Source organism: Pseudomonas sp. ABa2 (assembly GCF_056676075.1).
In genome coordinates this window covers 35844-60328 of the sequence record NZ_CM155239.1, presented here as the reverse complement: position 1 = coordinate 60328, position 24485 = coordinate 35844, and the positions used below count along the sequence as shown (strand labels likewise).

The following is a 24485-nucleotide window of genomic DNA, read 5'->3' as shown; positions in this document are numbered from 1 at the left end:
ACCTCAGGCGAACTCGCAGGTCACCGCCGAATCGGCGTCCAGCGTGGCGTGCACGCGCTGTAGGCTTTCGCCGGCGGCCATGGCGTCGAGCAGGCGGTCGACCACCAGCGGCTGCAGGTGCTGGTCGATCAGGTGGTCGATCAGACGGGCGCCGCTGTCGCCATGGGTGCAGCGCTCGGCCAGGTGCTCGACCAGGCCGTCGCAGTGGCTGAAGGCGAGCTGGCGACGGGCCAGGCGCTCGCCGAAACGGGCCAGCTTGAGACCGACCAGCTGGCGCAGCAGGTCGCCGTCCATGGGGTAGTAGGGCACCACGCGCATACGGCCGAGCAGGGCCGGCTTGAAGTGCTGGGTCAGTTGCGGGCGGATGGCCAGTTCCAGGTCCTCGGCGGCCGGGCGCGCGCCGCCGGCGCAGAGGCTGGCGATGCGCTCGCTGGCGAGGTTGCTGGTCATCAGGATCAGGCAGTTGCGGAAGTTGATCTCGCGCCCTTCGCCGTCGTTGGCCACGCCCTTGTCGAAGATCTGGTAGAAGACGTTCATCACGTCCGGGTCGGCCTTCTCCACCTCGTCGAGGAGGATCACCGAGTAGGGCTTCTGCCGCACCGCTTCGGTGAGCATGCCGCCTTCACCGTAACCGACGTAGCCGGGCGGCGCGCCGATCAGACGCGAGACGGTGTGTTTTTCCTGGAACTCGGACATGTTGATCACGGTGAGGAAGCGTTCACCGCCATACAGCAGGTCGGCCAGGGCCAGGGCGGTCTCGGTCTTGCCGACGCCGCTGGGGCCGACCAGGAGGAACACGCCCACCGGCGCATCGGGCCGGTTGAGGCCGGCGGCGGTGGCGCGCATGGCCTTGTCCAGCGCCTGGATCGCCTGCTCCTGGCCACGCACGCGCTGGCGCAGGTCATCGGCGAAGGTGATGACCTTGGTGTTGTGCTCACGGGCCAGCTGGCTCAGCGGCACGCCGGTCCAGTGGCTGATCACCTCGGCCACCAGGCGCGGGCAGACCTCGAAGCTGACCAGGCGCTCGCTGGCCTGAGCCGCGGCCAGCTCGGCCTGGAGGGCGCGCAGCTCGGCTTCCAGCTCTTCCAGGCTCGCACGTGGCTCCCCGGTTTCCTCTTCATCGCCAGCCAGACGGGCGGCGGCGCACTGCTTGCGCTGCTCCAGCAGGCGCTCGGCCAGGTCGCGCTGGATCGCCCAGCGAGTTTCCACCTGCTCCAGTTCGGCGCGCGCGGCGACCAGGCGGGTTTGCAGGGCATCCAGCGCTTCGCCGTCGATACTCAGGCCGGCGTCCAGGTCGCGGCGCATGGCCTCGCCCTGGCGCTCGCCCTCGGCGATCTCGCCGCGCAGGCGCTCCAGCGCCTCGGGCGCGGCAGCCAGGCTGATGCGCACGCGGGCGCAGGCGGTATCGAGTACGTCCACCGCCTTGTCCGGCAGCTGACGGCCGGCCAGGTAGCGCGCCGACAGTTCGGCGGCGGCGACCACCGCGTCGTCTCGCAGGTAGATGCCGTGGCTCTTCTCGTACACCGGCGCCAGGCCGCGAAGAATGGTCACCGCCTCGTCGACAGTGGGCTCGTGCAGTTGCACCGGCTGGAAGCGACGGGCCAGGGCCGGGTCCTTCTCGAAGTACTTCTTGTATTCGCTCCAGGTGGTGGCGGCGATGGTGCGCAGCTCGCCGCGAGCCAGCGCCGGCTTGAGCAGGTTGGCGGCATCGCCGCTGCCGGCCTGGCCACCGGCGCCGATCAGGGTATGGGCCTCGTCGATAAACAGGATGATCGGCTTGGGCGAGGCCTTGACCTCGTCGATCACGCCCTGCAGGCGGCGCTCGAACTCGCCCTTGACGCTGGCGCCGGCCTGCAGCAGGCCGAGGTCCAGGCACAGCAGCTCGACGCCCTTGAGCACCTGCGGCACCTCGCCGGTGGCGATGCGCAGGGCCAGGCCCTCGACGATGGCGGTCTTGCCCACGCCGGCCTCGCCGACCACGATGGGGTTGTTCTTGCGCCGGCGGGCGAGGATATCGACCATCTGGCGGATCGCGCCGTCGCGGCACAGCACCGGGTCGAGCTTGCCGTCGCGGGCCTGCTGGGTGAAGTTGTGGGTAAAGCGCGCCAGATTGGACTCGCCCGGCGCCGCCGCTTTGCCGCCCGCGGCTTGCGGCTGCTGGCTAAGGGCGAAGTCGCGCAGACGCTCGGCATTGAGCTTGCTCAGCAGCGTCTGATAACGGCTGCCGGCGTAGCGCATGGGATTGCGCAGCAGGGCGAGGATCAGCGCAGCCTGGTCGATCTGGCTGGCGCCCAGCTCCAGGTTGGCCACCAGCAGGGCGTCCTGCAGCCACTGCACCAGCTCGGCAGAAAATACCGGGTTGCGCGACTCGCTGTGCTCGCCGCGCGGCTGCAGCGCCTGGGCCAGCTCGCCGGCATCGATCTCGGCATCCTGCAGGGCACGCGCCAGCAGGCTTTCCGGGCGCTCGAGCAGGCCCAGCAGCAGGTCCTCGACGAGGATCTTGTTGCCGCCGCGTACCACGCAGCGTTCGGCGGCCATCTCCAGGTCGCGCTTGCTCGCGGCGTCCAGGGCTTGAACCAGTTGTTGCAGGTCGACGTTGATCATTTCATCTGTCCTTAATGAATCTTGCTGCCGAGGGTGACCAGACCGTCGGCGTTGTCGCGACCGAGCCAGGTGGTCCAGCCCAGCAGGCAGGGGTTGCCTTCACCGATGCGCAGGTCGCGGATTTCGTCCTGCCGCAGCTCCAGGCGGATGTCGTAGTCCAGCGGATCGCGCAGGGTGAAGCGCACCAGCGCGCAGAGCGGCTGGTAACCCGTGCCGATCGGCAGGAACTCGTGAAAGCGCGTCCAGCCCAGCTGGCGCACGTGGATGCGGAACTTGCCGCCGCGGTCGCGGACGCGTTCGCCAAGCACGGTGTCTTCGCCGAGCAGGCTGTTGGCGCGGCCGAGGCGGTTGCGCTGTTCTTCCAGCACCACCACCTGGCGTTCCAGGCACTGTTCGATAAACAGCTCGGCATGTTTGAAGTAGTAACGCAGCACCGACTCGATCAGCGCCGCCGAGTGGGCGCGCAGGCTGAGCAGGCCGAGGTAGGGCAGCAGGCGCTTCCAGTTCAGCTCCTGGGCCTGGCGGATCTGCTCGCTGCCCAGGCCGATCAGGGCGAACAGCTGCGCGGAGAAGGCGTCCATCGCCCCGCTCTGGAAGCTGGCGCGGTAGCGGTACTTCTGCCAGATCGGCAGCAGCAGGCGCTGCAGACGGTTGTTGAACAGGTCGAGGAAATCGCGGGTCGGGTTGCCGTCCTCGCTGTCGCCCAGGGCCTGCTCGCTGTAGAAGGCCGGCAACGGCGAGCCGCCGCCGAACAGGCCGACCAGGTTGACGCGCATGCGCGCGCGCAGCTCGCCGTGCTCCTCGAAGAACTGCACGCGATCGATATCGCTGCCGGGAAAACCCAGGCTCGGGTTGGCCTGGAATTCCAGGTACTCGTAGAGGCGCTCGTCATCCAGTTGCGGATGAGCGACCTTGAGGCGCTCCAGCACCAGCTGTACGGCCTGGAACAGGCTGTACTCGCGGATGACTTTGCTCAATCGAGTTAGAGCAGGGGCTGTTGCCCCATACGTGGCGTCCATTTGTACAACTCTCCCTGTGTGCTCTGTACGTGCAGCTCGTGGTAGCTGTTGAGGCTGGCGTAGAGGGCGAAAAACTCATTGAGTACCGAAGCGAAGAGGAACAGGTCGCCCTCGCCCAGGTAGCCGTCCGGGTTCATGCTCAGTTCGGTGCGCACGCCGCGCACCGGCAGGCCGCGATGCAGGCGGTCGACATGGCGGTGGCCGATGCTCTTGAGGCCGCCGAGCAGACGCTTGCTGACGCGCTCGGCGTGCTGGTCGTAGTAGCGCGGCAGGTCGTAGGTCTCGAGGATCACCTTGAGCGCCTCGACGTTGGCCAGCGACAGGTAGTTCAGCGACATGTTGGAAATCAGCTTCCACAGGAAGTCGCGGTGCAGCGGCGGCGCGTAGCAGGGGGTGACCGCGCTGATGTTGCGGAAGCTGAGAAAATCCGGGGTGTCCTCGCTGGGCAGGCAGATATCGCCCAGGCTCAGCTGACGCGGCAGGTTCTGGTTGGTGCAGGTCAGCTCGATGGACAGCGTCTCGTGCTGGTCGAGGTTGCGCAGGCCGAAGCTGAGCCAGGTCTCCAGGCCGTCGCCGAGCATCGACGGCTGCTGGCGCACGCTGTAGTGCGGACGCGCCACCGGCACGTCGAAGCTGGGGTCGTGCTCGAACGACTCGAACGGCACGTACTCCTCGTAGCCCATGCCGCCCGGCTTCCAGCCGGTGACGCGGTCCACCGAGAACACGCCGCAGTGCTGCGCGTCGAATTCGGCCGGCAGCAGCAGGTACTGGTCCTGCTTGCCGTCGAGGCGGATCGGGATGGCGTCGTGCTGGAACAGGTTGACCACCGGCGTGCAGTATAGGCGCACGTTTTCCAGGGTCGGGCGGATGCGCTGCACCCCGGCCTTGTGGATATCGAAGCGCAGCTCCAGACCGCGCGCCTGCTTGAGCAGATCCTCGGGCAGGCCGTGGATGGCATCCAGGCCGAGCAGGTCGACGAAGAGGAACTTGTCCTGGAAGGCGAAGTATTCCTGCAGGTAGCGGTAGCCGCGGAAGGTGTTGAGCGGGTAGGGGATCAGCGCCTCGTCCTCGGCGAAGCCCACCGGCTGTACCTGCTCGGGCTTGAGCTGCAGGGTGCCCAGGGTCTGGCCGAAGGCATCCTGCATGGGCTTGCCGGCCGCATCGAGCAGCACCAGCTGGATGCCGCCGAGGTTGCGCAGCAGCGCCAGGTAGAGCATCTGACCGATATAGCGCTCGCCGGCCAGGTGCAGGCGCAGCTTGTTCAGGCCGATCTCGCCGAGATGGCCGTCGGCGCTCATGCCCAGACGCAGGCTGAGCAGTGCGCCGTCGCCCTTCACCGAGTAGTCCAGGCCGCTCAGCGCCAGCGGCAGCACCTCGGTGGGGTAGCAGGTGCGAAAGCGGCAGGTGACCCCTTCGATGGCCTTGGCTTCCACCGGCGTGCCGCGCTTGACCGGCAACGCCGGACCGGGGCGGGTCAGCGGGTCGAACTGCAGCATGCTGAAGGCCGGCAGCGGACGCATGTAGTTCGGCCACAGCAGGTGCATCAGCGAATGGGTCAGCTCCGGCAGCTCGTCGTCGAGCTTCTGCCGCAGACGCCCGGTGAGGAAGGCGAAACCTTCGAGCAGGCGCTCGACATCCGGATCACGCCCGGCCTGGCCGAGAAACGGCGCCAGCGCCGGGCTGCGCTCGGCGAAGCGCTTGCCCAGTTGGCGCAGGGCGGTGAGTTCGCTTTGGTAGTAGTGGTTGAAAGACATCAGGCAGGGGACTCCGTGTCGTCGCCGGCAAAGGCTTCCTGCAATTGCACGTATTCACGCCAGGCTTCTGGGTGGGCGGGGTCTTGCAGCCACTCTTGGCGCTGCTCTCGAGTCAGCGATTGCCAGTAGGGCCACCAACAGTGCTGCCACCAGTGCTCAAGGTTGCCTTGCAGGCTACCCAAACCGCTTGCGTCGACACCGGGAAATGCCTCCCATGGCGCAGGCGGTACGAGCAAAGAGGGCGAGAACTGTTTCATCACCATCATCTCAACCGCCAATCAACACGGTGCCGGAGCCAGCCACCACGGTATTGCCATGGCTGCCGACTGAACCCACCACTGCCGCCGGCTTGCCGTTGATCAGCACGGTGGGAATCACCGCGCCGGCCATGGCGCCGCCGCAGGCGGAGGCGTCGCCCATGCGGGCGGCGGGCAGGCTGTCGAACAGCACGTCGGGCGAGCCGGCGGCGATCGGGTTGGTGCCGTGGCCGGGAATCGGGCAGGCGGTGGGATCGCCGAGGCGGGCTGCGGGTTTACCGGACATGTGAGGCTCCTGGGTTGACCTTGACCTGACCGCTGCCGTCCAGGCTCGCGGAGAAACTGACCTGACGCCTGACGCCGTCCATCTCCAGCAGCGCGTCGATGGCGAAGGCCTGGCGCAGCGGGTCATGGGTGCGCGGCAGGGAAATCACGCGTACCTGGGTCAGACGGGGTTCGTACGCTTCGATAAAGCGTTCGATGGCGATACGCGCCTGCTGCAACGAGTCGTGCAGCGACAGGCGCATATCGTTCAAATCGGGCAACCCGTAGTCGGGCAGCGTCTGCACGCTGCCCGCACGGGTGCTGAGCATCTTGGCCAGATGGGCAGCCACCGAGGCCATGGCGGCGACCTCGCGGCTCCAGCCGGCACGTTGGCCGGCCTCGCCACCGAGGCGCTCGAACAGGCTGCCGTAGGCCATGGCTGCTTACTCCTTGTCCAGCTTGCCGACCAGCGACAGGGTGAAGTCGGCACCCATGTACTTGAAGTGCGGGCGCACGTTCAGGCTGACGCGGTACCAGCCCGGCTCGCCTTCGACATCGCTGACGATGACCTGGGCGGCGCGCAGCGGACGACGGCTACGCACTTCGGAGCTGGGGTTCTCCTGGTCGGCCACGTACTGGCGGATCCACTTGTTCAGTTCCAGCTCGAGGTCGGTACGCTCCTTCCAGGCGCCGATCTGCTCGCGCTGCAGCACTTTCAGGTAGTGGGCCAGGCGGTTGACGATGAACATGTACGGCAGCTGGGTGCCCAGCTTGTAGTTCAGCTCGGCGGTCTTGCCTTCTTCGCTGATGCCGAAGAACTTCGGTTTCTGCGCGGAGTTGGCGGAGAAGAACGCGGCGTTGTCGCTACCCTTGCGCATGGTCAGGGCGATAAAGCCTTCCTCGGCCAGCTCGTACTCGCGTCGGTCGGAGACCAGCACCTCGGTGGGGATCTTGGTCTCGATCTCGCCCATGCTCTCGAAGTGGTGCAGCGGCAGGTCTTCCACCGCGCCACCGCTCTGCGGGCCGATGATGTTCGGGCACCAGCGGAACTTGGCGAAGCTGTCGGTCAGACGGCTGGCGAAGGCGTAGGCGGTGTTGCCCCACAGGTAGTGCTCGTGGCTGTTGGCCACGTTTTCCTTGTAGACGAAGGTCTTCACCGGGTTGTCTTCCGGGTCGTACGGGTTGCGCAGCAGGAAGCGCGGTACGGTGAGGCCGACGTAGCGGGCGTCTTCCTGCTCGCGGAAGCTTTGCCACTTGGTGAATTGCGGGCCTTCGAAATGGTCTTTCAGGTCCTTCAGATCCGGCAGGCCGGTGAAGGTCTCCAGGCCGAAGAATTTCGGGCCGGCGGCGGCGATGAAGGGGGCGTGGGACATGCAGGCCACCGAGGCGACGTACTGCAGGGTCTTGACGTCCGGGGCGCTCGGATCGAAGAAGTAGTTGGCGATCAGGGCGCCGACCGGCTGGCCACCGAACTGGCCGTACTCGGCGGTGTAGATGTGCTTGTACAGGCCGGACTGAACGATTTCCGGGCTGTCCTCGAAGTCATCGAGCAGGTCCTGCTTGGAGGCGTTGAGGATCTCCAGCTTGATGTTCTCGCGGAAGTTGGTGCGATCCACCAGCAGCTTGAGGCCGCGCCAGGAGGATTCCAGGGCCTGGAAATCCGGGTGATGGAGGATCTCGTCCATCTGCCGGCTGAGCTTGGCGTCGATCTCCGCGATCATGCGGTCGACCATGGCCTTTTTCACCGGCTCGTTTTCGTTCTGCGGCTTGAGCAGCTCTTCGATGAAGGCCGACACGCCGCGCTTGGCGATGTCGTAGGCCTCGTCATCGGGGGTCAGTTTGGTCTCGGCGATGATGCGGTCGAGAATGCCGAGTTCGGCGGCGCTGTGGCTGCTTTCTACGGCTGCGCTAGTCGTGCTCATGAATATGCGTCCTTGTCAGTGAGAATCAGGAATCCAGTTTGTCTTGGGCGGCCAGGCCCAGTTCGCCGAGCACGCGGTCGCGCGAGTCGTCGTCGGCGAGCACGCTCTCGATCGCCTTGCGGAAGGCCGGGGCGTTGCCCAGCGGGCCTTTGAGGGCGACCAGGGCGTCGCGCAGTTCCATCAGCTTCTTCAGCTCGGGGACCTGCTCGACCAGGTTGGCGGGGTTGAAGTCCTTCATCGAGTTGATGCGCAGCTGCACGGCCAGCTCGTCGCCTTCCTGCTCGTCCTGCAGACGGTTCGGCACGGCGAAGGTCAGGTTCAGCTCCTGCTTGGCCAGCACCTCGTCGAAGCTGTTCTTGTCGATGCTGATGGGCTTGCGGTCTTCGATCTTGCGATCGTCGGCACGCTGGGTGAAATCGCCGAGCACCATGAGCTTCAGGGGCAGTTCGATTTCTTCCTGGGCGCCGCCGGTGGCGGGTTTGAAGGTGACGTTGATGCGTTCCTTGGGGGCTACCGAGCCTTCTTTGGCCATGGGTTTTCTCCTTTGCGTTGATGGCCCGGAGGCCTTGATTGGCGTGTTGGCGCCTTACTCCAGCACCACCTCGAGGTCGAGGTGGCACAACCTGCGATAGATCTCGTCCTTGCTGTCGCGCACCGCATGGTTCTGCGGCAGCAGCTCGCAGCAGTTGTGCAGCAGGCGCAGCACTTCCAGGGCGAGATCGGGTTCCCACTCGCCGAGGCCGGAAGCCTGCAGCGTCTGGTCGAGCGATTCGAGTTGGGTCTTGGCCAGTTCGTACTTCTTCGCGGCGAAGCACAGGCGGGCCAGGGTCAGTTGCCAGAAGAAGCGCTCGCGGCCGCCGCGCGCCCGATTGAGGCCCTGCTTGAGCTGCTGCACCGCGGCCTTCAGGCCGTCCTTGCGCAGCTGCGGCAGCACCTGCTGCAGCGCCTCTTCCCAGGGCGGGGTGGCGCCCGGTTCGCTGGTCGCGGGCTTCTTCTCGGTTTCCGGGGCCTGCAGATGGGGCAGCACGTAGGCGCCGATCCAGGCGCGGGTCTCGCCGTCGGCGAAGGGCACGCCGTCGTGGAAACGCAGTTCGTCGAGGCCGGGCACGCGCTGCAGGAACAGGGCGAGCTGGATTTCCACTTCGCGCATGGCCTGCTCGGCCTTGAGCTCCTGCAGGCATTCCCAGACCAGGCGCTGGCCATCGAGCCAGAACGGCGCGCGGGCGATGCTGGCTTCCAGATCCGCCAGCAGGTCGGCGTAGGCGCCCTGGGCGAAGCGCTCCTGGTACGAGGCCAGCTTGTCGGCCGGCAGGCCGCGCAGGGCGGTGATCTGTTCGGCGTTGCGCTCGGGCAGCGACTCGATGGGCAGCCACAGCAGGGTGCGCGCCAGGCGCAGCGGCTTGAGGTCGGTGGCCTTGTTCTTCAGCCACCAGGCGCACAGCGGGCGGGCGGCGTCCTGCTGGCTGCGCAGGGCCTTGTGCGCGTCCTTCTCGTTCTCTATGGGGCCGCTGCCGGTGATGATCTGGGTGGCGACCTGCTTGACCTGGGCGATGGCGGCACCCACCGCGCCCGGCTCGGCCTGGCCCTGGCTGGCGCGGTTGATCTGCTCGTCCAGGCGCCGGCACAGCGGCAGCAGCAGCGGCGCGTCCTCGCCCAGCTGAGCCGCGAGGCTGGTCTCCAGGCCGCGCAGATGCTCGGCCACCTTGCGAAACAGCGGCAGTTGCTCACCGATCGGCACGTGCTCGGCCAGTGCCTGCTCCAGGCGCGGCAGCAGCCAGTTGAGGGCGGCGGCGCGGGTGCGCGGTTTGCGCGGGTGCAGTTCGCTCCAGTGCTGCTCGCAGAGGTAGTGCAACAGGCTCAGACCGGCCTGCAGGCCGGCGAAGGATTCGCGCTGATAGAGGCACCAGGTGAGCCAGGTGGCGGCGCGCAGGTCCTTGGACTGGGTGGACAGCAGATGCTCGCTGCCCTCGCGCACCTTCTGCCAGTCGATGGCGCCGGTTTCGTGCAGGGAAGCGGCCTTGCCCAGCTCGGTTTCCAGCATTTCGTATTCGCTGGAATAACGCACATCTTCGCCGGCGAAGTTCCCTTCATTAATAGGGGTTTTGGCCAGATTGAGATAATGCGCAGCGAGCTTGCTGGAGTAGGTCATTCCATGACTCAAATAATTAAGTGGGCAACTTCCACGGCCGTGCAAATGGCCATCCGGCCTTTGCCAAAACACCGCAGTGCGCAACTTTTTGCGCAGTTGTTTGTGCAACAACTTGCGCAAGATCCTTATGGGACGGGCATCCTAGCCCTATGCCAGCAGGTGGGCAACCGCCCGAAGTGTGAAATACCTAACATTCGGCGACATCTTACAAATTATTACTGGAACGTCAGCTCGGCTAATTTGTCGCGCCTTCGGAGCAAGTTGTTATCGGTGTTTCGACTGTAGGAGAAGTTGTTTCAGACTTGTAAGAAATGTCTTACTGGCAAATTAGTGGCGCATCACAGTTAATGGCACTTTAATACTGCTTTTTGTGACGTTGGCCACTGTTCGCCAGATGCCGTTGTGCCAGGTCGGGCCCAACCACTCGCCCGACCTGACAATGGCTCAGCCGGCCAGGACCTCGCTGGACAGGCGCAGCCGCAGAGCGCGCCGTTCGTCGGCGGCCAGGCGCACCACGTCCTCCATGACGTTGGCCGTCTCGATGCACAGCATGCCCTGCCAGGCCTCGGCGGCGAACTGCGACAGGCGCTTGGCCTTGTCGATCCAGGGGTTCCACAGCACCGCCGAGCGCGAGCCGCTGCTGTCCAGGTGGATGCGCCGGCCCCAGCCCGGATCGACGATGCTCAGCCGCGCCGGGGTGCCGAGGTAGATGCGGTCGGTCTCGCCGGCGAACTGCAGGGCGCCGTCCTGGCGGTGCTCGCGCCAGTCGTCGAGGGTGTCGAGGTAGCGGCAGCCGTCCAGCCCTTCGACGCCGACCTGGCGCACGTCACTGACGGCGAAGTAGCTGTGCAGCGCCTGGCTGATGACCAACGGCTCGTCGCCCTGGTTATGCGTCTCGAGATTCAGCGCAAGGTCCTCGCCGAGGCGGATGTCCAGCTGCAGGCGGGCGGCATGCGGCCAGCCGGGCAGCAGGTGCTGGCGGCTGTCGAAGACGAAGCGCAGGGTCACCGCATCGCCGTCCTCGTCGATGCCCAGCAGCTGCCAGTCGAGGCCACGCACCAGGCCGTGACTGGGCGCCAGTCCGGGCTGATAGGCGGCCTGCACGGCGGGCGGGTTGCAGCGCAGGTCGCCGAACCAGGGCCAGCACACCGGCACCCCGCCGCGCACGCTCTGGCCGCGCTCATAGGCGGCCTGCTCGCTGAGCCAGATCAGCGGCGGCTGCCCGCCCTGCTGGTAACTGAGGATCTGCGCACCCTGCTGGGCCACCAGCAACTCGGCGTGCACCGTGCGCACGCGCCAGCAGGTCAGTTGGTCCAGTTCCACGCGTTCGACTTGGGCAGTGTTCATGACGACATTCTCGCGACAGAGGGCTTGCCTCTATTGGAACCCCGGATGGCGCACAAAGCAAAACGCCCGTCGCGAGGACGGGCGTTTTGCTTGCCGCGGATCGGCCTTACTTGCCGTAGACCTGTTCCGGCAGCCAGGTGATCAGCCCCGGGAAGATGTAGGCGATCACCAAGAGCAGAATCTGGATCAGGATGAACGGCACCACCCCCTTGTAGATGGTGCTGGTGGCCACCGATTTCGGCGTCACCCCGCGCAGGTAGAACAGGGCGAAACCGAACGGCGGGGTGAGGAAGGAGGTCTGCAGGTTCAGCGCGATCATCACGCCCAGCCAGATCGGGTCGAGGCCCATGGCCAGCAGCACCGGCCCGACGATCGGCACCACCACGAAGGTGATCTCGATGAAGTCGAGGATGAAGCCGAGCAGGAAGATCACCAGCATCACCAGGAAGAAGGCGCCGAGTACGCCGCCGGGCAGCTGGGCGAACACGTCCTCGATCAGCGCCTCGCCGCCGAAGCCGCGGAACACCAGGGAGAACAGCGAAGCGCCGATCAGGATCATGAAGACCATGGCGCTGATCTCGGTGGTGCCATAGGCCACCTCGCGCAACTGGCCGAAGTTCAGCTTGTTCTTGCTCAGCGCCAGCAGCATGGCGCCGACGGCGCCGAGGGCGGCTGCCTCGGTGGGCGTGGCGTAGCCGGCGAGGATCGAGCCGAGCACCGCGCCGATCAGGATCAGCGGCGGTACCAGCGCCTTGATCAGCTTGCCCCACTCGATCGGGCCCAGCTCCTCCTGCGGCAGCGCCGGCAGCTTCTTCGGCTGAATAATGGCGACGGCGATGATGTAGAGGATGTACAGGCCAACCAGCAGCAGCCCGGGAATCAGCGCGCCGACGAACAGGTCGCCGACCGACACCGTCTTCGGCGAGAAGATGCCCATCTTCAGCTGTGCCTGCTGATAGGCGCTGGACATCACGTCGCCGAGCAGCACCAGGACGATCGACGGCGGGATGATCTGCCCCAGGGTGCCGGTGGCGGCCAGGGTGCCGGTGGCGATGGCCGGGTCGTAGCCGCGGCGCAGCATGGTCGGCAGCGCCAGCAGGCCCATGGTCACCACGGTGGCGCCGACGATGCCGGTGCTGGCGGCGAGCAGGGCGCCGACCACGCACACCGAGATCGCCAGGCCGCCGCGCAGGGTGCCGAACAGGCGCGACATCGACTCGAGCAGGTCTTCGGCCACCCGCGAGCGTTCCAGCATCACCCCCATGAACACGAACAGCGGCACCGCCAGCATGGTCTGGTTGTTCATGATGCCGAACAGGCGGTTGGGCAGGGCGCTGAGATAGCCGGCGTCGAAGGTGCCGGTGAGCACGCCGATGCCGGCGAACAGCAAGGACACGCCGCCCAGGGTGAAGGCCACCGGGTAGCCGGCCATCAAGGCCAGGCAGATGCTGACGAACAGCAGAATCGCCATCAACTCAGCCATGCTTCACCTCCGGAGCCGGCAGGCGACCGCTGATGACGTAGAGCGCCTTGATCAGGTTGGCGATACCTTGCAGCACCAGGCTGACCACCAGCACCAGGATGATGCTCTTCTGCAGGTAGACGAACTTGAGGCCGCCGGACTCGCTGGACGCCTCCAGGGTCGCCCAGGAATTGCTCACGTAGTCCCAACTGGCCCAGCCGAGGAACAGGCACACCGGCAGCAGGAACAGCAGGTTGCCGAGGATTTCCACCAGGGCCTGGCGGCGGCCGCTGAAGTTCTGGAAGAAGATGTCCACGCGTACGTGGCCGTTGCGCTGCAGCACCCAGGCGGTGGCGCCCATGAACACCAGGGCATGGGCGTAGAGCACGGCTTCCTGCAGGGCGGTGGCGCCAATGCCGAAGCCGTAGCGCAGCACCACGACCACGGCGGTGCCGAGCACCAGGAACAGGGTCAGCCAGGCGCAGGCCTTGCCGAACCAGGCGTTGAGAGCATCGATCAGGTACGCAAGCGCGAGGGGAAGCGATGGCTTGTCGGACATAGTGAGTCCTTTATCGTTATTGGGTAGGGGACAGGACGCCGGCCCGGTCGGCCGTACGCCACGCCTCCCGCAACCTTGTGGGTCGAGGGCCGGCGATTCTAGGCAGGCTGCTGGCAATGCAGCAATGCTCATACAACTTTAGTCGTAGCAGCTAGGCTTGAGGGTCACGACCCCCTATGTTATTCACGCCCGGTCTACCTTCGGCGATCCCGTGGTCAGACCAATACAACAAGAAGGAGCATTGCATGAAACGTCGCGACATACTCGCCGCAGCAGGCGTCGGCCTCGCAGCCACCGCACTGGCGGGCTGTAAAGAAGAAGCCGGCACCACCGCCGCACCCCAAGAGGGCTCGAGTTCCCAGACCTTCAACTGGAAGATGGTCACCTCCTGGCCGAAGAACTTCCCCGGCGTCGGCGTGGGGGCCGAGCGCTTCGCCAAGCTGGTCGAGGAAATGAGCAACGGCCGCCTGAAGGTCAAGGTCTACGCCGCCGGCGAACTGGTGCCGGCCCTGGAAGTGTTCGATGCAGTCTCCCGCGGCACCGCCGAGATGGGGCACGGTGCGCCGTATTACTGGAAAGGCAAGGTGCCGGCCGCGCAGTTCTTCTGCGCCTCGCCGTTCGGCCCCAACGCCCAGGAAATGAACGCCTGGCTGCACCGCGGCGGCGGTCAGCAGCTGTGGGAAGAGGTGTACAAGCCGTTCGGCGTGCTGCCGATGGCCTGCGGCAACACCGGCGTACAGACCGCCGGCTGGTTCAACAAGGAAATCAACTCGGTCGAGGACTTCAAGGGCCTGAAGATGCGCACCCCGGGCCTGGGCGGCGAAGTGCTGACCAAGATGGGCGGCACCGTGGTCAACATGCCGGCCGGCGAGATCTTCACCGCCATGCAGACCGGCGCCATCGACGCCACCGAGTGGATCGGCCCGTACAACGACCTGGCCCTGGGCCTGCACAAGGCGGCCAAGTACTACTACACCCCGGGCTGGCAGGAGCCGAGCGTACTGTTCGAGCTGGACGTCAACCTCAAGGCCTGGGACACCCTGCCGGCCGACCTCAAGGCCATCGTGCGCTCCGCCGCCCGCGACGTGAACGGCGACATGCTCGACGACTACAACGCCAAGAACATGGAAGCCCTGGAGCAGCTCAAGGCCGACGGCGTGGACGTACGCCGCCTGCCGGACGAGGTGCTGGCCCGCCTGAAGGAGGTCGCCGCCGAGGTGGTCGACGCCAGCGCCGCCGCCGACCCGGCCGCCGCCAAGGTCTGGGAACACCAGAAGGCCTACCTCAAGCGCCTGTACGACTACGCGGAGCTCAACGAGAAGGACATCTACAACATCCGCGGCTAAGCGTTCAGCGCACAGCAAAACGCCGGCTAGCAGCCGGCGTTTTCATTGGTTCGGCCGTTGCGCTCAACCGCGGCGCGGCGGCACCGGGCGGGTACGGCCGCTGCCGTCGATGGCGACGAAGACGAACACCGCCTCGGTGACCTTGCGCCATTCGTTGGACAAGGGGTCGTCGCTCCACACCTCGACCATCATCTGGATCGAGCTGCGCCCCACTTCCAGAGCCTGGGTATAGAACGACAGCTGCGCGCCCACCGCCACCGGCACCAGGAAGGCCATGCGGTCGATGGCCACGGTGGCCACGCGGCCGCCGGCGACCTTGCTGGCCATGGCGGTACCGGCCAGGTCCATCTGCGACACCAGCCAGCCGCCGTAGATATCGCCGAAACCATTGGTCTCGCGTGGCAGCGCGGTGATCTGCAAGGCCAGGTCGCCTTGGGGGATCGGGTCTTCCTGTTCGTAGTCGTTCATCGGCTCGAGGCTCGCGGCGCGGTTGTTGTTCTGGGCGCGGAACCCGCATGGCACGCGGGCGCTGCGAGTATACCGACTGAGCGGTCGGTGGGCGACCACTCTGGCGGCCGTGCAGACGGCGTGGCGCCTGGGCTGTCGGGCAAATTGCACGGCCGCCGCCGGGCGCATCGGGCAGGATGCCCGCCGCCGTCATTTCCCGGATATCGCAAGCCGCTGATTTTCAAGATTTTTACCCTGGACCAGAAACTGGCACGGGCGGTGCAACGACCCTGGCGGGTGACTGGACTCGTTCCGCTCGCAACGCCAAGAAAAGGGCCGGAGGTGCGCGACCGCGCCATCCGCCTCCATCGCAACGGGAGAAACGCCATGTTGAGCTGGGCACTGACCTTTCTGATCATCGCCATCGTCGCCGCCGTGCTGGGCTTCGGCGGCATCGCCGGCACCGCTGCCGGCATCGCCAAGATTCTATTCGTGGTGTTCCTGGTACTGTTCATCATCTCGTTCGTCATGGGCCGTCGCCCCCGTCTGTAAGGAGGTCTGCATGCGCATTCACGCCATCGCCGCCGCCCTGTTGCTGGGCGGCGCCCTGGCGGCCCAGGCCGCCGACCGCGACGCACACCTGCATCCGGGCGAGTTGCTGAGCAGCGACGCCGGGTACCGCGCCGCCTGGCAGGAGTTGCTGCAAGAGGAGCGGCGCCTGCCCGACTGGCTGATGAACCTCAGCGGCCCGTCGACGCCGATGCAGGCGGTGGAAAGCGCCAGCAACCGCTTCCTGGTCGGCCAGCTGTGCGAGGCGCACAACTGCTTCAACCAGCGCCTGTACCTCGCCTTCGACTGGGACAAGGACAACGCCTACGCGCTCTACGTGCAGGTGCCCGAGAAACTGCCGGAAGACCGCGCGCCGAGCGAGCACGCCAGCCTGCGCTGGCTGGGCGAGCCGGACGAGGAAGTGCGCCGGCTGCTCGAGGAACAGCTGCGCAAAGACCCCAACTGGTTCTGAGGCACACGACGACGGCCCCTCGCCGGCCGTCGCCGCGTTATCATCCCCCGCCATAACGGCATGCCCTCCCTCATCCGGCGCCTCGCGCCACCTTCTCCCGTAAGGAGAAGGCCATCAAGGAAGGCGTCGCGCCGCGACTTTCGAGCTAAGGGGGATCGACATGCTCAACGGCCTGTGGCTGAGCTTTTTCCTGGTGGCGGCGGTGGCGGGCTTCTCGCGCTGGCTGCTCGGCGGCGACCCGGCGGTGTTCGGCGCCATGGTCGAGAGCCTGTTCGCCATGGCCAAGCTGTCGGTGGAGGTGATGGTGCTGCTGTTCGGCACCATGACCCTGTGGCTCGGCCTGTTGCGCATCGCCGAACAGGCCGGCCTGGTCGACGCCCTGGCACGGCTGCTCGGCCCGCTGTTCGCCCGCCTGATGCCGGAGGTGCCGCGCGGCCACCCGGCGCTCGGCCTGATCACCATGAACTTCGCCGCCAACGGCCTGGGCCTGGACAACGCCGCCACGCCGATCGGCCTCAAGGCCATGCGCAGCCTGCAGGAGCTCAACCCCAGCAGCACCACGGCGAGCAACGCGCAGATCCTCTTCCTGGTGCTCAACGCCTCGTCGCTGACCCTGCTGCCGGTGTCGATCTTCATGTACCGGGTGCAGCAGGGCGCGGCCGACCCGACCCTGGTGTTCCTGCCGATCCTGCTGGCCACCAGCGCCTCGACCCTGGTCGGCCTGCTGTCGGTGGCGCTGATGCAGCGCCTGCGCCTGTGGGATCCGGTGGTGCTGGCCTACCTGATTCCCGGTGCGCTGCTGCTGGGCGGCTTCATGGCGCTGCTCGCCAGCCTCAGCGCCACCGCGCTGGCGGCGCTGTCCTCGCTGCTCGGCAACCTGACCCTGTTCGGCGTGATCCTGACCTTCCTGCTGGTCGGCGCGCTGAAGAAGGTGGCGGTCTACGAACAGTTCGTCGAGGGCGCCCGCGAGGGCTTCGACGTGGCCAAGAGCCTGTTGCCCTACCTGGTCGCCATGCTCTGCGCGATCGGCGTGCTGCGCGCCTCCGGCGCCCTGGAATTCGGTCTCGACGGCATTCGCTGGCTGGTCGAGTGGGGCGGCTGGGACACCCGCTTCGTCGACGCCCTGCCCACCGCGCTGGTCAAGCCGTTCTCCGGCAGTGCGGCGCGCGCCATGCTCATCGAAACCATGCAGACCCACGGCGTCGACAGCTTCGCGGCGCTGGCCGCGGCGACCGTCCAGGGCAGCACCGAGACCACCTTCTACGTGCTGGCGGTGTACTTCGGCGCGGTCGGCATCCAGCGCGTGCGCCACGCCGTGGGCTGCGCCCTGCTGGCCGAACTGGCCGGGGTGGTGGCGGCTATCGGCGTGACCTACTGGTTCTTCGGCTGAGGCCGCTCATTCGGCGAAACCGAGCTTGCTGCCGGCCCAGCTCAGCAGCGGATCGGCGTGCCGGTGGGCGCGCAATGCGGTCAGCTTGGGCGCGATAAAGGCGGCGAAGTCTTCGCCCCGCTCGAAGTAGACCCCGGTGAAGATGGCGAACAGCGACTTGTTGCCGACCGTGGCATAGAACAGGTTGCCCACCGGCTCGCCGTCCTCGGTCAGCAGCTTGAGGCTGGCGCGGCTGGCGAGCTCCAGCTCGAATTCCAGCTCCTGCTCGACCAGGCCGCTGTCGCGCAGGCCGAACGAGGCGCCGAAGGTCTCGGCGTAGCTGGTCATCAGCGCATCGCTGGCGCGCGGGTAGAGCGAGACGCCGCTGTAGAGGTAGAACCAGTCGCTGCCGGCGCTCTCGAAGCTGAGGTCGATGCTGCGCGCGGCGTAGCTCACCAGCTTCTCGTAACGCCCCGCGGCGGGCGCCTGGTAGGCGGCGAAATCCGCAGCGCTGAGCAGCAGGCGGCGCTCCTCGGCGAGCGGCGGCTCACTGTCGAAACACCCGCCGAGCGACAGCACGGCGAACAAGAGCAGCAGCATCCTGAACATGGCTTTCCTCCCTGAATAAGCCGCGCCAGCTTGCCCCATCCACCCGCGCCCCGCCAGCCACGGCCGGCCTGGCTGTGCGCGGCGCCACACCATTCGTCCCGCTGGCGTGAATCGCCATGGCCGCTGGCGAGTTCCGCCACTGCCAGAGGGCGAGCCCGTGCCTAGCCTGGCGGCGGGCTGCAAACAATAACCACAAGGCCCGTTTATCAAGGGGCCACGCCCGTCGCGGCGGGGCCCTTTCGGCAGTTGAACGGGCCAGGGCGGATGCCGCGATCCGCCGGGAGACTGCTATGCGCGTTCTGATCACCGGCGCGGCCGGCTTTATCGGCCATCAGCTGCTCGACGAGCTGGCCATCCAGCATCCCGACTGGACGCTGATCGCCGCCGACATCCGCCCGCTCGACAGTCGCGGCCTGAAGGCCAACGTCGAGCCGGTGCTGCTGGACATGGGCCGCCCGGCCCAGGTGCGCGCCTGCATAAGCGGCTGGAAGCCGGACGCCATCGTCCACCTGGCCACGGTGATCCGTCCGCCGCGCGACATGAGCGAGGCGCACCTGCACGCCATCGAGGTCGGCGGCACCCAATGCCTGGTGGACAGCGCCGTCGCCAACGGCGTGCGCCAACTGGTGGTGACCAGCTCCGGCGCCGCCTACGGCTACGCCGCGGACAACGCCGAGTGGATCGACGAAGACCAGCCGCTGCGCGGCCACCCGCATTTCGCCTACGCCAAGCACAAGCTGGAGATCGAGCAACTGCTGGCGCGCTGCCGCGAGGAACATCCGCAGCTGCGCCAACTGGTGCTGCGCCCCGGCACCATCCTCGGCAAACGCCTGAACAACCCGATCAGCGACCTGTTCAAGAAACGCGCGGTGCTCGGCGTGCGCGGTCACGCCAGCCGCTTCGTGTTCATCTGGGAGCAGGACGTGGTCGGCATCATCCGCCAGGGCCTGGAGGAGGCTCGCGAGGGCATCTACAACCTGGCCGGCGATGGCGCGCTGAGCCTCAAGGAAATCGCCGAGATCCTCGGCAAGCCCTACCGGCCGCTGCCGGCGGCGCTGCTCGGCGGCGCGCTGCGCCTCCTCAAGCCGCTGGGGTTGAGCCAGTACGGCCCGGAGCAACTGGACTTCCTGCGCTACCGGCCGGTGCTGGCCAACCAGCGGCTGAAGCAGGAGTTCGGCTACCAGCCGCGCTATTCCAGCCGCGAAGCCTTCCTCGCCTTCCTCGCCGCCCAGGGCATCAGCTACCGCTCAGACGAAAGCCGACCTTGAGCTCGACCTGGTAGTGCGCCACCTTGCCGTCGAGGATATGCCCGCGGGTGTCGATGACTTCGAACCAGTCCATATTGCGTACGGTCTTGGCGCATTCGGCCAGGGCATTCTGGATGGCGTCCTCGATGCTGATCTTGGAGGTGCCGACGATTTCGATCTTCTTGTAGGTGCGATGGTCGGACATGCTGTGCGCTCCGCAGTGGGCCTGCAGCAAGCCTAGACCACGCCGCAGGGGTTGCGCGCCGCGCTAGACCTGCAGCTCACGCGTCAACCAGGCGGCCAGGCGCTCGGCGCGTGGATCGCGGACGCGCCCCGGCACCCACAGCGCCAGGCGCGCCTCGGTGGCGACGAAGCCCCAGGGCGCGACCAGGCGACCGGCGGCCAGGTCGTCGGCCACCAGCGGCTGCGGCGCGATGGCCACGCCGAGACCGGCGGCAGCCGCCTCCAGCAGGTAGTAGAGGTGCTCGAAACCCTGGCCCTGCTGCAGCAGCGCCGGCTCCAGGCCCTGCGCCGCGGCCCACTGCGGCCAGGCCTGCGGACGCGAGGCGGTGTGCAGCAGCGGCTCGTCGAGCAGCGCTGCGGCAGGCGCCCCCTGCAGGCGCGCATAGCCGGCAAAGCGCGGGCTCAGCACCGGGCCGATCCGTTCGATATCGAGCTCGTGTACCTGCATGTCCGCCGGCCAGGGCGGCGCGGCGAAGCACAGGGTGGCGTCCACCCCGGGGCGGCGCGGGTCCAGCTCGCCCTCGCTGGCCGACAGCTGCAGGCGCAGCTCCGGCAGCTCGCGGTTGAGGCGATCCAGGCGCGGGATAAACCAGCGCGCCAGCAGGCTGCCGGGGCAACCGAGCACGAAGGGCGCACCGTCCTGACGCTGGCGCAGCTCGGCACAGACGCCGCGCAGGCGCTCGAAGGCATCGCTGGCCGCATCGCGCAGGCGCATGCCGGCATCGGTGAGTTTCACGCCGCGGCCGTCCTTGTCGAACAGGCTGACGCCGAGCTGTTCTTCCAGCGCACGAATCTGCCGGCTCACCGCGCCATGGGTGACATGCAGTTCCTCGCCGGCGCGGCTGACGCTCTGCAGGCGGGCGGCGGCCTCGAAGGCGCGCAGGGCATTCAGCGGGGGCAGTTCGCGATTCATTGATTTGTGACTTTTCCTGACATGTCAGGGCAATCTAATCGCTTTTCAGCCTGCTCGCCAGGGGTAGAATGGCGCCATTGCCAAACCTCCTGCCCGCTCGTGGGCAGAGGCCCCAGACAGGAGCTCGACCATGACCTCATTTCGCACCGGCCCCGACGCGCGCGGCCTGTTCGGCCGCTTCGGCGGTCAGTTCGTCGCCGAAACCCTGATGCCGCTGATCAACTCGCTGGCCGCCGAATACGAGAAGGCCAAGAGCGATCCGGCCTTCCTCGAAGAACTCGCCTACTTCCAGCGCGACTACATCGGCCGCGCCAGCCCGCTGTACCATGCCGAGCGCCTCTCCGAGCACTTCGGCGGGGCGAAGATCTACCTCAAGCGCGAAGACCTCAACCACACCGGCGCGCACAAGATCAACAACTGCATCGGCCAGATCCTCCTGGCCAAGCGCATGGGCAAGCAGCGCATCATCGCCGAGACCGGCGCCGGCATGCACGGCGTGGCCACCGCCACCGTGGCCGCACGCTTCGGCATGCAGTGCGTGGTCTACATGGGCACCACCGACATCGACCGCCAGCAGGCCAACGTCTTTCGCATGAAGCTCTTGGGCGCCGAGGTGATCCCGGTCACCGCCGGCACCGGCACGCTCAAGGATGCGATGAACGAAGCCCTGCGCGACTGGGTGACCAACGTCCACAACACCTTCTACCTGATCGGTACCGCCGCCGGCCCGCACCCGTACCCGGCCATGGTGCGCGACTTCCAGTCGGTGATCGGCAACGAAGTGCGCGAGCAGATCCTGGCGAAGGAAGGGCGACTGCCCGACTCGCTGGTGGCCTGCATCGGCGGCGGCTCCAACGCCATCGGCCTGTTCCACCCCTTCCTCGACGATGCCGGCGTGCAGATCGTCGGCGTCGAGGCGGCCGGCCACGGCATCGACACCGGCAAGCATGCGGCGAGCATGGCCGGCGGTGCGCCGGGCGTGCTGCACGGCAACCGCACCTTCCTGCTGCAGGACGACGACGGCCAGATCACCGATGCCCACTCGATTTCCGCCGGCCTCGACTACCCCGGCGTCGGCCCCGAACACGCCTGGTTGCACGAGATCAAGCGCGTCGAGTACGTGCCTATCAGTGATGACGAAGCGCTCGCAGCCTTCCACCAGTGCTGCCGCCTGGAAGGCATCATCCCGGCCCTGGAAAGCGCCCATGCGCTGGCCGAAGCCTTCAAACGCGCACCCAAGCTGCCCAAGGATCACCTGATGGTGATCAACCTGTCCGGTCGTGGCGACAAGGACATGCAGACCGTGATGCACCACATGCAGGACAACCAGGAGAAGCACGCATGAGCCGCCTGCAGAACCGTTTCGCCGAACTCAAGCAGGAAAACCGCGCCGCGCTGGTCACCTTCGTCACCGCCGGCGACCCCGACTACGGGACTTCCTTGCAGATCCTCAAGGGCCTGCCGGATGCCGGCGCCGACGTGATCGAGCTGGGCATGCCCTTCACCGACCCGATGGCCGACGGCCCGGCCATCCAGCTCGCCAATATCCGCGCGTTGGGGGCCAAGCAGACGCTGGCCAAGACCCTGCAGATGGTTCGCGAATTCCGCGAAGGCAACCAGAGCACGCCACTGGTGCTGATGGGCTACTACAACCCGATCTTCGTCTACGGTGTCGAGCGCTTCATCAGTGACGCCAAAGAGGCCGGCGTCGACGGCCTGATCGTGGTCGACCTGCCGCCGGAGCATAACGACGAGCTGTGCGAACCGGCGCAGAGCGCAGGCATGGACTTCATCCGCCTGACCACCCCGACCACCGACGACGACCGCCTGCCCACGGTGCTGGCTGGCAGCTCCGGCTTCGTCTACTACGTGTCGGTGGCGGGTGTCACCGGCGCCGGAGCGGCGACCATGGATCACGTCGAAGAGGCAGTGGCGCGCCTGCGTCGCCACACCGACCTGCCCCTGTGCATCGGCTTCGGCATCCGCACCCCGGAGCACGCCTCCGAAGTGACCAAGCGCGCCGAGGGCGCGGTGGTTGGCTCGGCGCTGATCGACAAGATCGCCGAGGCGAACAGCCCGCAGCAGGCCATCGACGGCGTGCTCGGTCTGTGTCGCGAACTGGCCGAAGGGGTACGCGGCGCGCGCCGCTAACGCCACGGGCAAACAAAAGCCGCTGCCGGATCGCTCCGCCAGCGGCTTTTTTGTGCGCCCTCAGTGGCCGCCGGCGGCGGCCGGGGCGAACTTGGCGAGAATATGCTCCTGCATGCCGCGCGCCAGCTCTTCCTCGTCGAAGAACACCGCGCCGAGGCCTTCGCGGCGAAAAATCTCCACCGCGTCGGCGCTGTGGGTGCGGATCGCCACCTCGATCTGTGGGTTCAGCGTGCGGGCGATCTCCACCATACGCTGCACGTGCAGCGGGTCGGGCGTGGCGATCACCAGCATTGCCGCCTTGGCGATATGCGCCTGGATCAGGCTGCCCGGCTCGGCCGAGTCGCCGCTGACCGCGACCAGGCCCTGGGCGCGGATCTGCTCGACCCGCTCGCGGTTCTGCTCCACCACCACGAAGGGGATGCCGCGCGCCAACAGGGCCGCGGCGATGCGCCGACCGACCCGGCCGTAACCGACCACCACCACCTGGCCTTCCAGGTACTTGAGCTCGGTGCTGGCCGGCAGCACCGCCAGCGGGTCCTCGCGGAATTCCAGACGCCGCGCCAAAGCCGAGCGCCGCAGCGCCAGGGCCTTGAACGGCTTGATGCAGGCGAACAGCAGCGGGTTGAGGGCGATGGAGATCAGCGCGCCGGCCAGCACCAGGCTCATGCCCTCCTGCGGCAGCAGACCCAGGGCCAAGCCCAGGCCGGCGAGGATAAAGGAGAACTCGCCGATCTGCGCCAGGCTGGCCGCCACGGTCAGCGCGGTGTTCAGCGGGTAACGCAGAGCCAGCACCAGCACGGCGGCCGCCAGGCCCTTGCCGAGGACGATGATCGCCACCACCGCCAGCACCCGCAGCGGCTCGTCGAGCAGCACGGCGGGGTCGAACAGCATGCCGACCGAGACGAAGAACAGCACGGCGAAGGCGTCGCGCAGCGGCAGCGACTCTTCCGCCGCGCGGTGCGACAGGTCCGACTCGCGCATCACCGTGCCGGCGAAGAAGGCGCCGAGGGCGAAGGACACATGGAACAGCACCGAGGCGCCGTAGGCGATGCCGATGGCAGCCGCCACCACCGACAGGGTGAACAGCTCGCGCGAGCCGGTCCTGGCGATCTGCAGCAGCAGCCAGGGCAATACCCGGCGCCCGACCAGCAGCATCAGGGCGATGAAACCGGCCACCTGCAACAGGGTCACGCCGAGCACCTGCCACAGCGGCGCAGCGCCGCTGCCGACGGCCGGATTGCCGCCCAGCACCCCGGCCAGCGGCGGCAGCAGCACCAGCACCAAGACCGTGGCCAGGTCCTCGACCACCAGCCAGCCGACCGCGATACGGCCGTTCATCGAATCGAGGATGCCGCGCGTTTCCAGGGCCTTGAGCAGCACCACGGTGCTGGCGCAGGACAGCGACAGGCCGAGCAGCAGGCTCTCGCCGAAGGTCCAGCCCCACCAGCTGGCGACGCCGATGCCCAGTGCCGTGGCCAGGCCCATCTGCACCACCGCGCCGGGCAGGGCGATCTTCTTCACCGCCAGCAGGTCCTTGAGCGAGAAGTGCAGGCCGACGCCGAACATCAGCAGCATCACGCCGATTTCCAGCAGTTGCGGCGCCAGCTCCATGTCGGCGACGAAGCCTGGGGTCGCCGGGCCGATGACGATACCGGCCAGCAGGTAGCCGACCAGCGCCGGCAGCTTCAGTTTCTCGGCGAGAAAACCGCAGATCAACGCCATGCCGAAGCCGCCGGCGAGCATGCTGATAAGGGAGATGTTGTGCTCCATGGCACCTCCTTGATTCAGGAGCCGACCGGGCG

The 24485-nt window shown here is 67.1% G+C and carries 23 protein-coding genes and 1 pseudogene; 7 read left to right on the top strand and 17 right to left on the bottom strand.

Annotated elements, in window-relative coordinates; all coding sequences use genetic code 11:
* Positions 1–3: 3 nt before the first annotated feature.
* From tssH to AC1G9C_RS00240, 12 genes and pseudogenes are all read right to left on the bottom strand, one after another.
* Positions 4–2604 (bottom strand): type VI secretion system ATPase TssH, encoded by a 2601-nt coding sequence (tssH, locus tag AC1G9C_RS00295; protein WP_480409144.1) that lies wholly within the window; start codon positions 2602–2604, stop codon positions 4–6.
* Positions 2605–2615: 11 nt separating this feature from the next.
* Complete coding sequence (gene tssG, locus AC1G9C_RS00290; protein ID WP_480409143.1) at positions 2616–3623, bottom strand: type VI secretion system baseplate subunit TssG; 1008 nt, start codon at positions 3621–3623, stop codon at positions 2616–2618.
* Positions 3587–5377, bottom strand: a complete 1791-nt coding sequence (gene tssF / locus AC1G9C_RS00285) for a type VI secretion system baseplate subunit TssF (RefSeq protein WP_480409142.1) — start codon at positions 5375–5377, stop codon at positions 3587–3589. The genes tssG and tssF overlap by 37 nt, the downstream gene beginning before the upstream one ends.
* Positions 5377–5634, bottom strand: coding sequence for a hypothetical protein (locus tag AC1G9C_RS00280; protein ID WP_457788402.1), 258 nt, complete (start codon positions 5632–5634; stop codon positions 5377–5379). Before AC1G9C_RS00280 ends, tssF begins: the two co-directional genes overlap by 1 nt.
* Before the next feature lie 16 nt (positions 5635–5650).
* Positions 5651–5920 (bottom strand): annotated as a pseudogene (locus AC1G9C_RS00275) (PAAR domain-containing protein); the annotation flags it as partial.
* On the bottom strand, positions 5910–6335 hold the full coding sequence (gene tssE / locus AC1G9C_RS00270; RefSeq protein ID WP_310546161.1) for a type VI secretion system baseplate subunit TssE: 426 nt from the start codon (positions 6333–6335) through the stop codon (positions 5910–5912). The gene tssE and the pseudogene AC1G9C_RS00275, both read right to left, overlap by 11 nt.
* A 6-nt stretch (positions 6336–6341) precedes the next feature.
* The gene (tssC, locus tag AC1G9C_RS00265; RefSeq protein ID WP_021442356.1) at positions 6342–7820 is read right to left on the bottom strand and encodes a type VI secretion system contractile sheath large subunit; all 1479 of its coding nucleotides are present in this window, start codon (positions 7818–7820) and stop codon (positions 6342–6344) included.
* Between the two features lie 25 nt (positions 7821–7845).
* Positions 7846–8352, bottom strand: a complete 507-nt coding sequence (gene tssB / locus AC1G9C_RS00260) for a type VI secretion system contractile sheath small subunit (RefSeq protein WP_480409141.1) — start codon at positions 8350–8352, stop codon at positions 7846–7848.
* A gap of 54 nt (positions 8353–8406) precedes the next feature.
* A complete protein-coding gene (gene tssA / locus AC1G9C_RS00255) occupies positions 8407–9969 on the bottom strand; it encodes a type VI secretion system protein TssA (RefSeq protein WP_480409140.1) in 1563 nt (520 codons plus the stop codon).
* Between the two features lie 444 nt (positions 9970–10413).
* Positions 10414–11316, bottom strand: a complete 903-nt coding sequence (locus tag AC1G9C_RS00250; RefSeq protein ID WP_480409139.1) for a D-hexose-6-phosphate mutarotase — start codon at positions 11314–11316, stop codon at positions 10414–10416.
* Between the two features lie 106 nt (positions 11317–11422).
* Positions 11423–12799, bottom strand: a complete 1377-nt coding sequence (locus AC1G9C_RS00245) for a TRAP transporter large permease (RefSeq protein WP_021442730.1) — start codon at positions 12797–12799, stop codon at positions 11423–11425.
* Positions 12792–13337 carry a TRAP transporter small permease subunit gene (locus AC1G9C_RS00240; protein WP_021442731.1) on the bottom strand — a complete coding sequence of 182 codons (546 nt, stop codon included), beginning with the start codon at positions 13335–13337 and terminating at the stop codon, positions 12792–12794. The genes AC1G9C_RS00245 and AC1G9C_RS00240 overlap by 8 nt, the downstream gene beginning before the upstream one ends.
* Before the next feature lie 245 nt (positions 13338–13582).
* Between AC1G9C_RS00240 and AC1G9C_RS00235 the strand changes: the two genes are divergently transcribed.
* Positions 13583–14683 (top strand): TRAP transporter substrate-binding protein, encoded by a 1101-nt coding sequence (locus AC1G9C_RS00235; RefSeq protein WP_480409138.1) that lies wholly within the window; start codon positions 13583–13585, stop codon positions 14681–14683.
* A 63-nt stretch (positions 14684–14746) separates the two neighbouring features.
* Here the strand turns inward: AC1G9C_RS00235 and AC1G9C_RS00230 are convergent, their stop codons facing one another.
* Positions 14747–15151 carry an acyl-CoA thioesterase gene (locus tag AC1G9C_RS00230; RefSeq protein ID WP_021442733.1) on the bottom strand — a complete coding sequence of 135 codons (405 nt, stop codon included), beginning with the start codon at positions 15149–15151 and terminating at the stop codon, positions 14747–14749.
* A gap of 366 nt (positions 15152–15517) precedes the next feature.
* On the opposite strand from AC1G9C_RS00230, the gene AC1G9C_RS00225 reads away from it, so the two are divergent.
* The 3 genes from AC1G9C_RS00225 (at position 15518) to AC1G9C_RS00215 (ending at position 17541) form a co-directional block, all read left to right on the top strand.
* Positions 15518–15682 carry a DUF1328 domain-containing protein gene (locus tag AC1G9C_RS00225; RefSeq protein WP_021442734.1) on the top strand — a complete coding sequence of 55 codons (165 nt, stop codon included), beginning with the start codon at positions 15518–15520 and terminating at the stop codon, positions 15680–15682.
* Positions 15683–15692: 10 nt separating this feature from the next.
* Positions 15693–16151, top strand: a complete 459-nt coding sequence (locus tag AC1G9C_RS00220) for an inhibitor of vertebrate lysozyme family protein (protein ID WP_480409137.1) — start codon at positions 15693–15695, stop codon at positions 16149–16151.
* Positions 16152–16311: 160 nt separating this feature from the next.
* The gene (locus AC1G9C_RS00215; RefSeq protein WP_480409136.1) at positions 16312–17541 is read left to right on the top strand and encodes a nucleoside recognition domain-containing protein; all 1230 of its coding nucleotides are present in this window, start codon (positions 16312–16314) and stop codon (positions 17539–17541) included.
* A gap of 6 nt (positions 17542–17547) precedes the next feature.
* Here AC1G9C_RS00215 and AC1G9C_RS00210 read toward each other — a convergent pair whose 3' ends face one another.
* Entirely contained in the window at positions 17548–18129 is a 582-nt protein-coding gene (locus AC1G9C_RS00210) for a hypothetical protein (protein ID WP_480409135.1), read from the bottom strand.
* A 290-nt stretch (positions 18130–18419) separates the two neighbouring features.
* Here AC1G9C_RS00210 and AC1G9C_RS00205 point away from each other — a divergent pair, with 290 nt between their 5' ends.
* A complete protein-coding gene (locus AC1G9C_RS00205; RefSeq protein WP_480409134.1) occupies positions 18420–19397 on the top strand; it encodes an NAD-dependent epimerase/dehydratase family protein in 978 nt (325 codons plus the stop codon).
* On the opposite strand, the gene AC1G9C_RS00200 is transcribed toward AC1G9C_RS00205, so the two are convergent.
* Entirely contained in the window at positions 19366–19581 is a 216-nt protein-coding gene (locus AC1G9C_RS00200) for a dodecin (protein WP_021442739.1), read from the bottom strand. The two genes, AC1G9C_RS00205 and AC1G9C_RS00200, sit on opposite strands and share 32 nt — an antisense overlap.
* A 63-nt stretch (positions 19582–19644) precedes the next feature.
* On the bottom strand, positions 19645–20532 hold the full coding sequence (locus tag AC1G9C_RS00195; protein WP_480409133.1) for a LysR family transcriptional regulator: 888 nt from the start codon (positions 20530–20532) through the stop codon (positions 19645–19647).
* Between the two features lie 130 nt (positions 20533–20662).
* Between AC1G9C_RS00195 and trpB the strand changes: the two genes are divergently transcribed.
* Both trpB and trpA read left to right on the top strand, forming a co-directional pair.
* A complete protein-coding gene (trpB, locus tag AC1G9C_RS00190; RefSeq protein WP_480409132.1) occupies positions 20663–21877 on the top strand; it encodes a tryptophan synthase subunit beta in 1215 nt (404 codons plus the stop codon).
* Positions 21874–22683, top strand: a complete 810-nt coding sequence (gene trpA, locus AC1G9C_RS00185; RefSeq protein WP_480409131.1) for a tryptophan synthase subunit alpha — start codon at positions 21874–21876, stop codon at positions 22681–22683. The genes trpB and trpA overlap by 4 nt, the downstream gene beginning before the upstream one ends.
* A 60-nt stretch (positions 22684–22743) precedes the next feature.
* On the opposite strand, the gene AC1G9C_RS00180 is transcribed toward trpA, so the two are convergent.
* A complete protein-coding gene (locus AC1G9C_RS00180) occupies positions 22744–24453 on the bottom strand; it encodes a cation:proton antiporter domain-containing protein (RefSeq protein WP_480409130.1) in 1710 nt (569 codons plus the stop codon).
* Between the last annotated feature and the right edge of the window lie 32 nt (positions 24454–24485).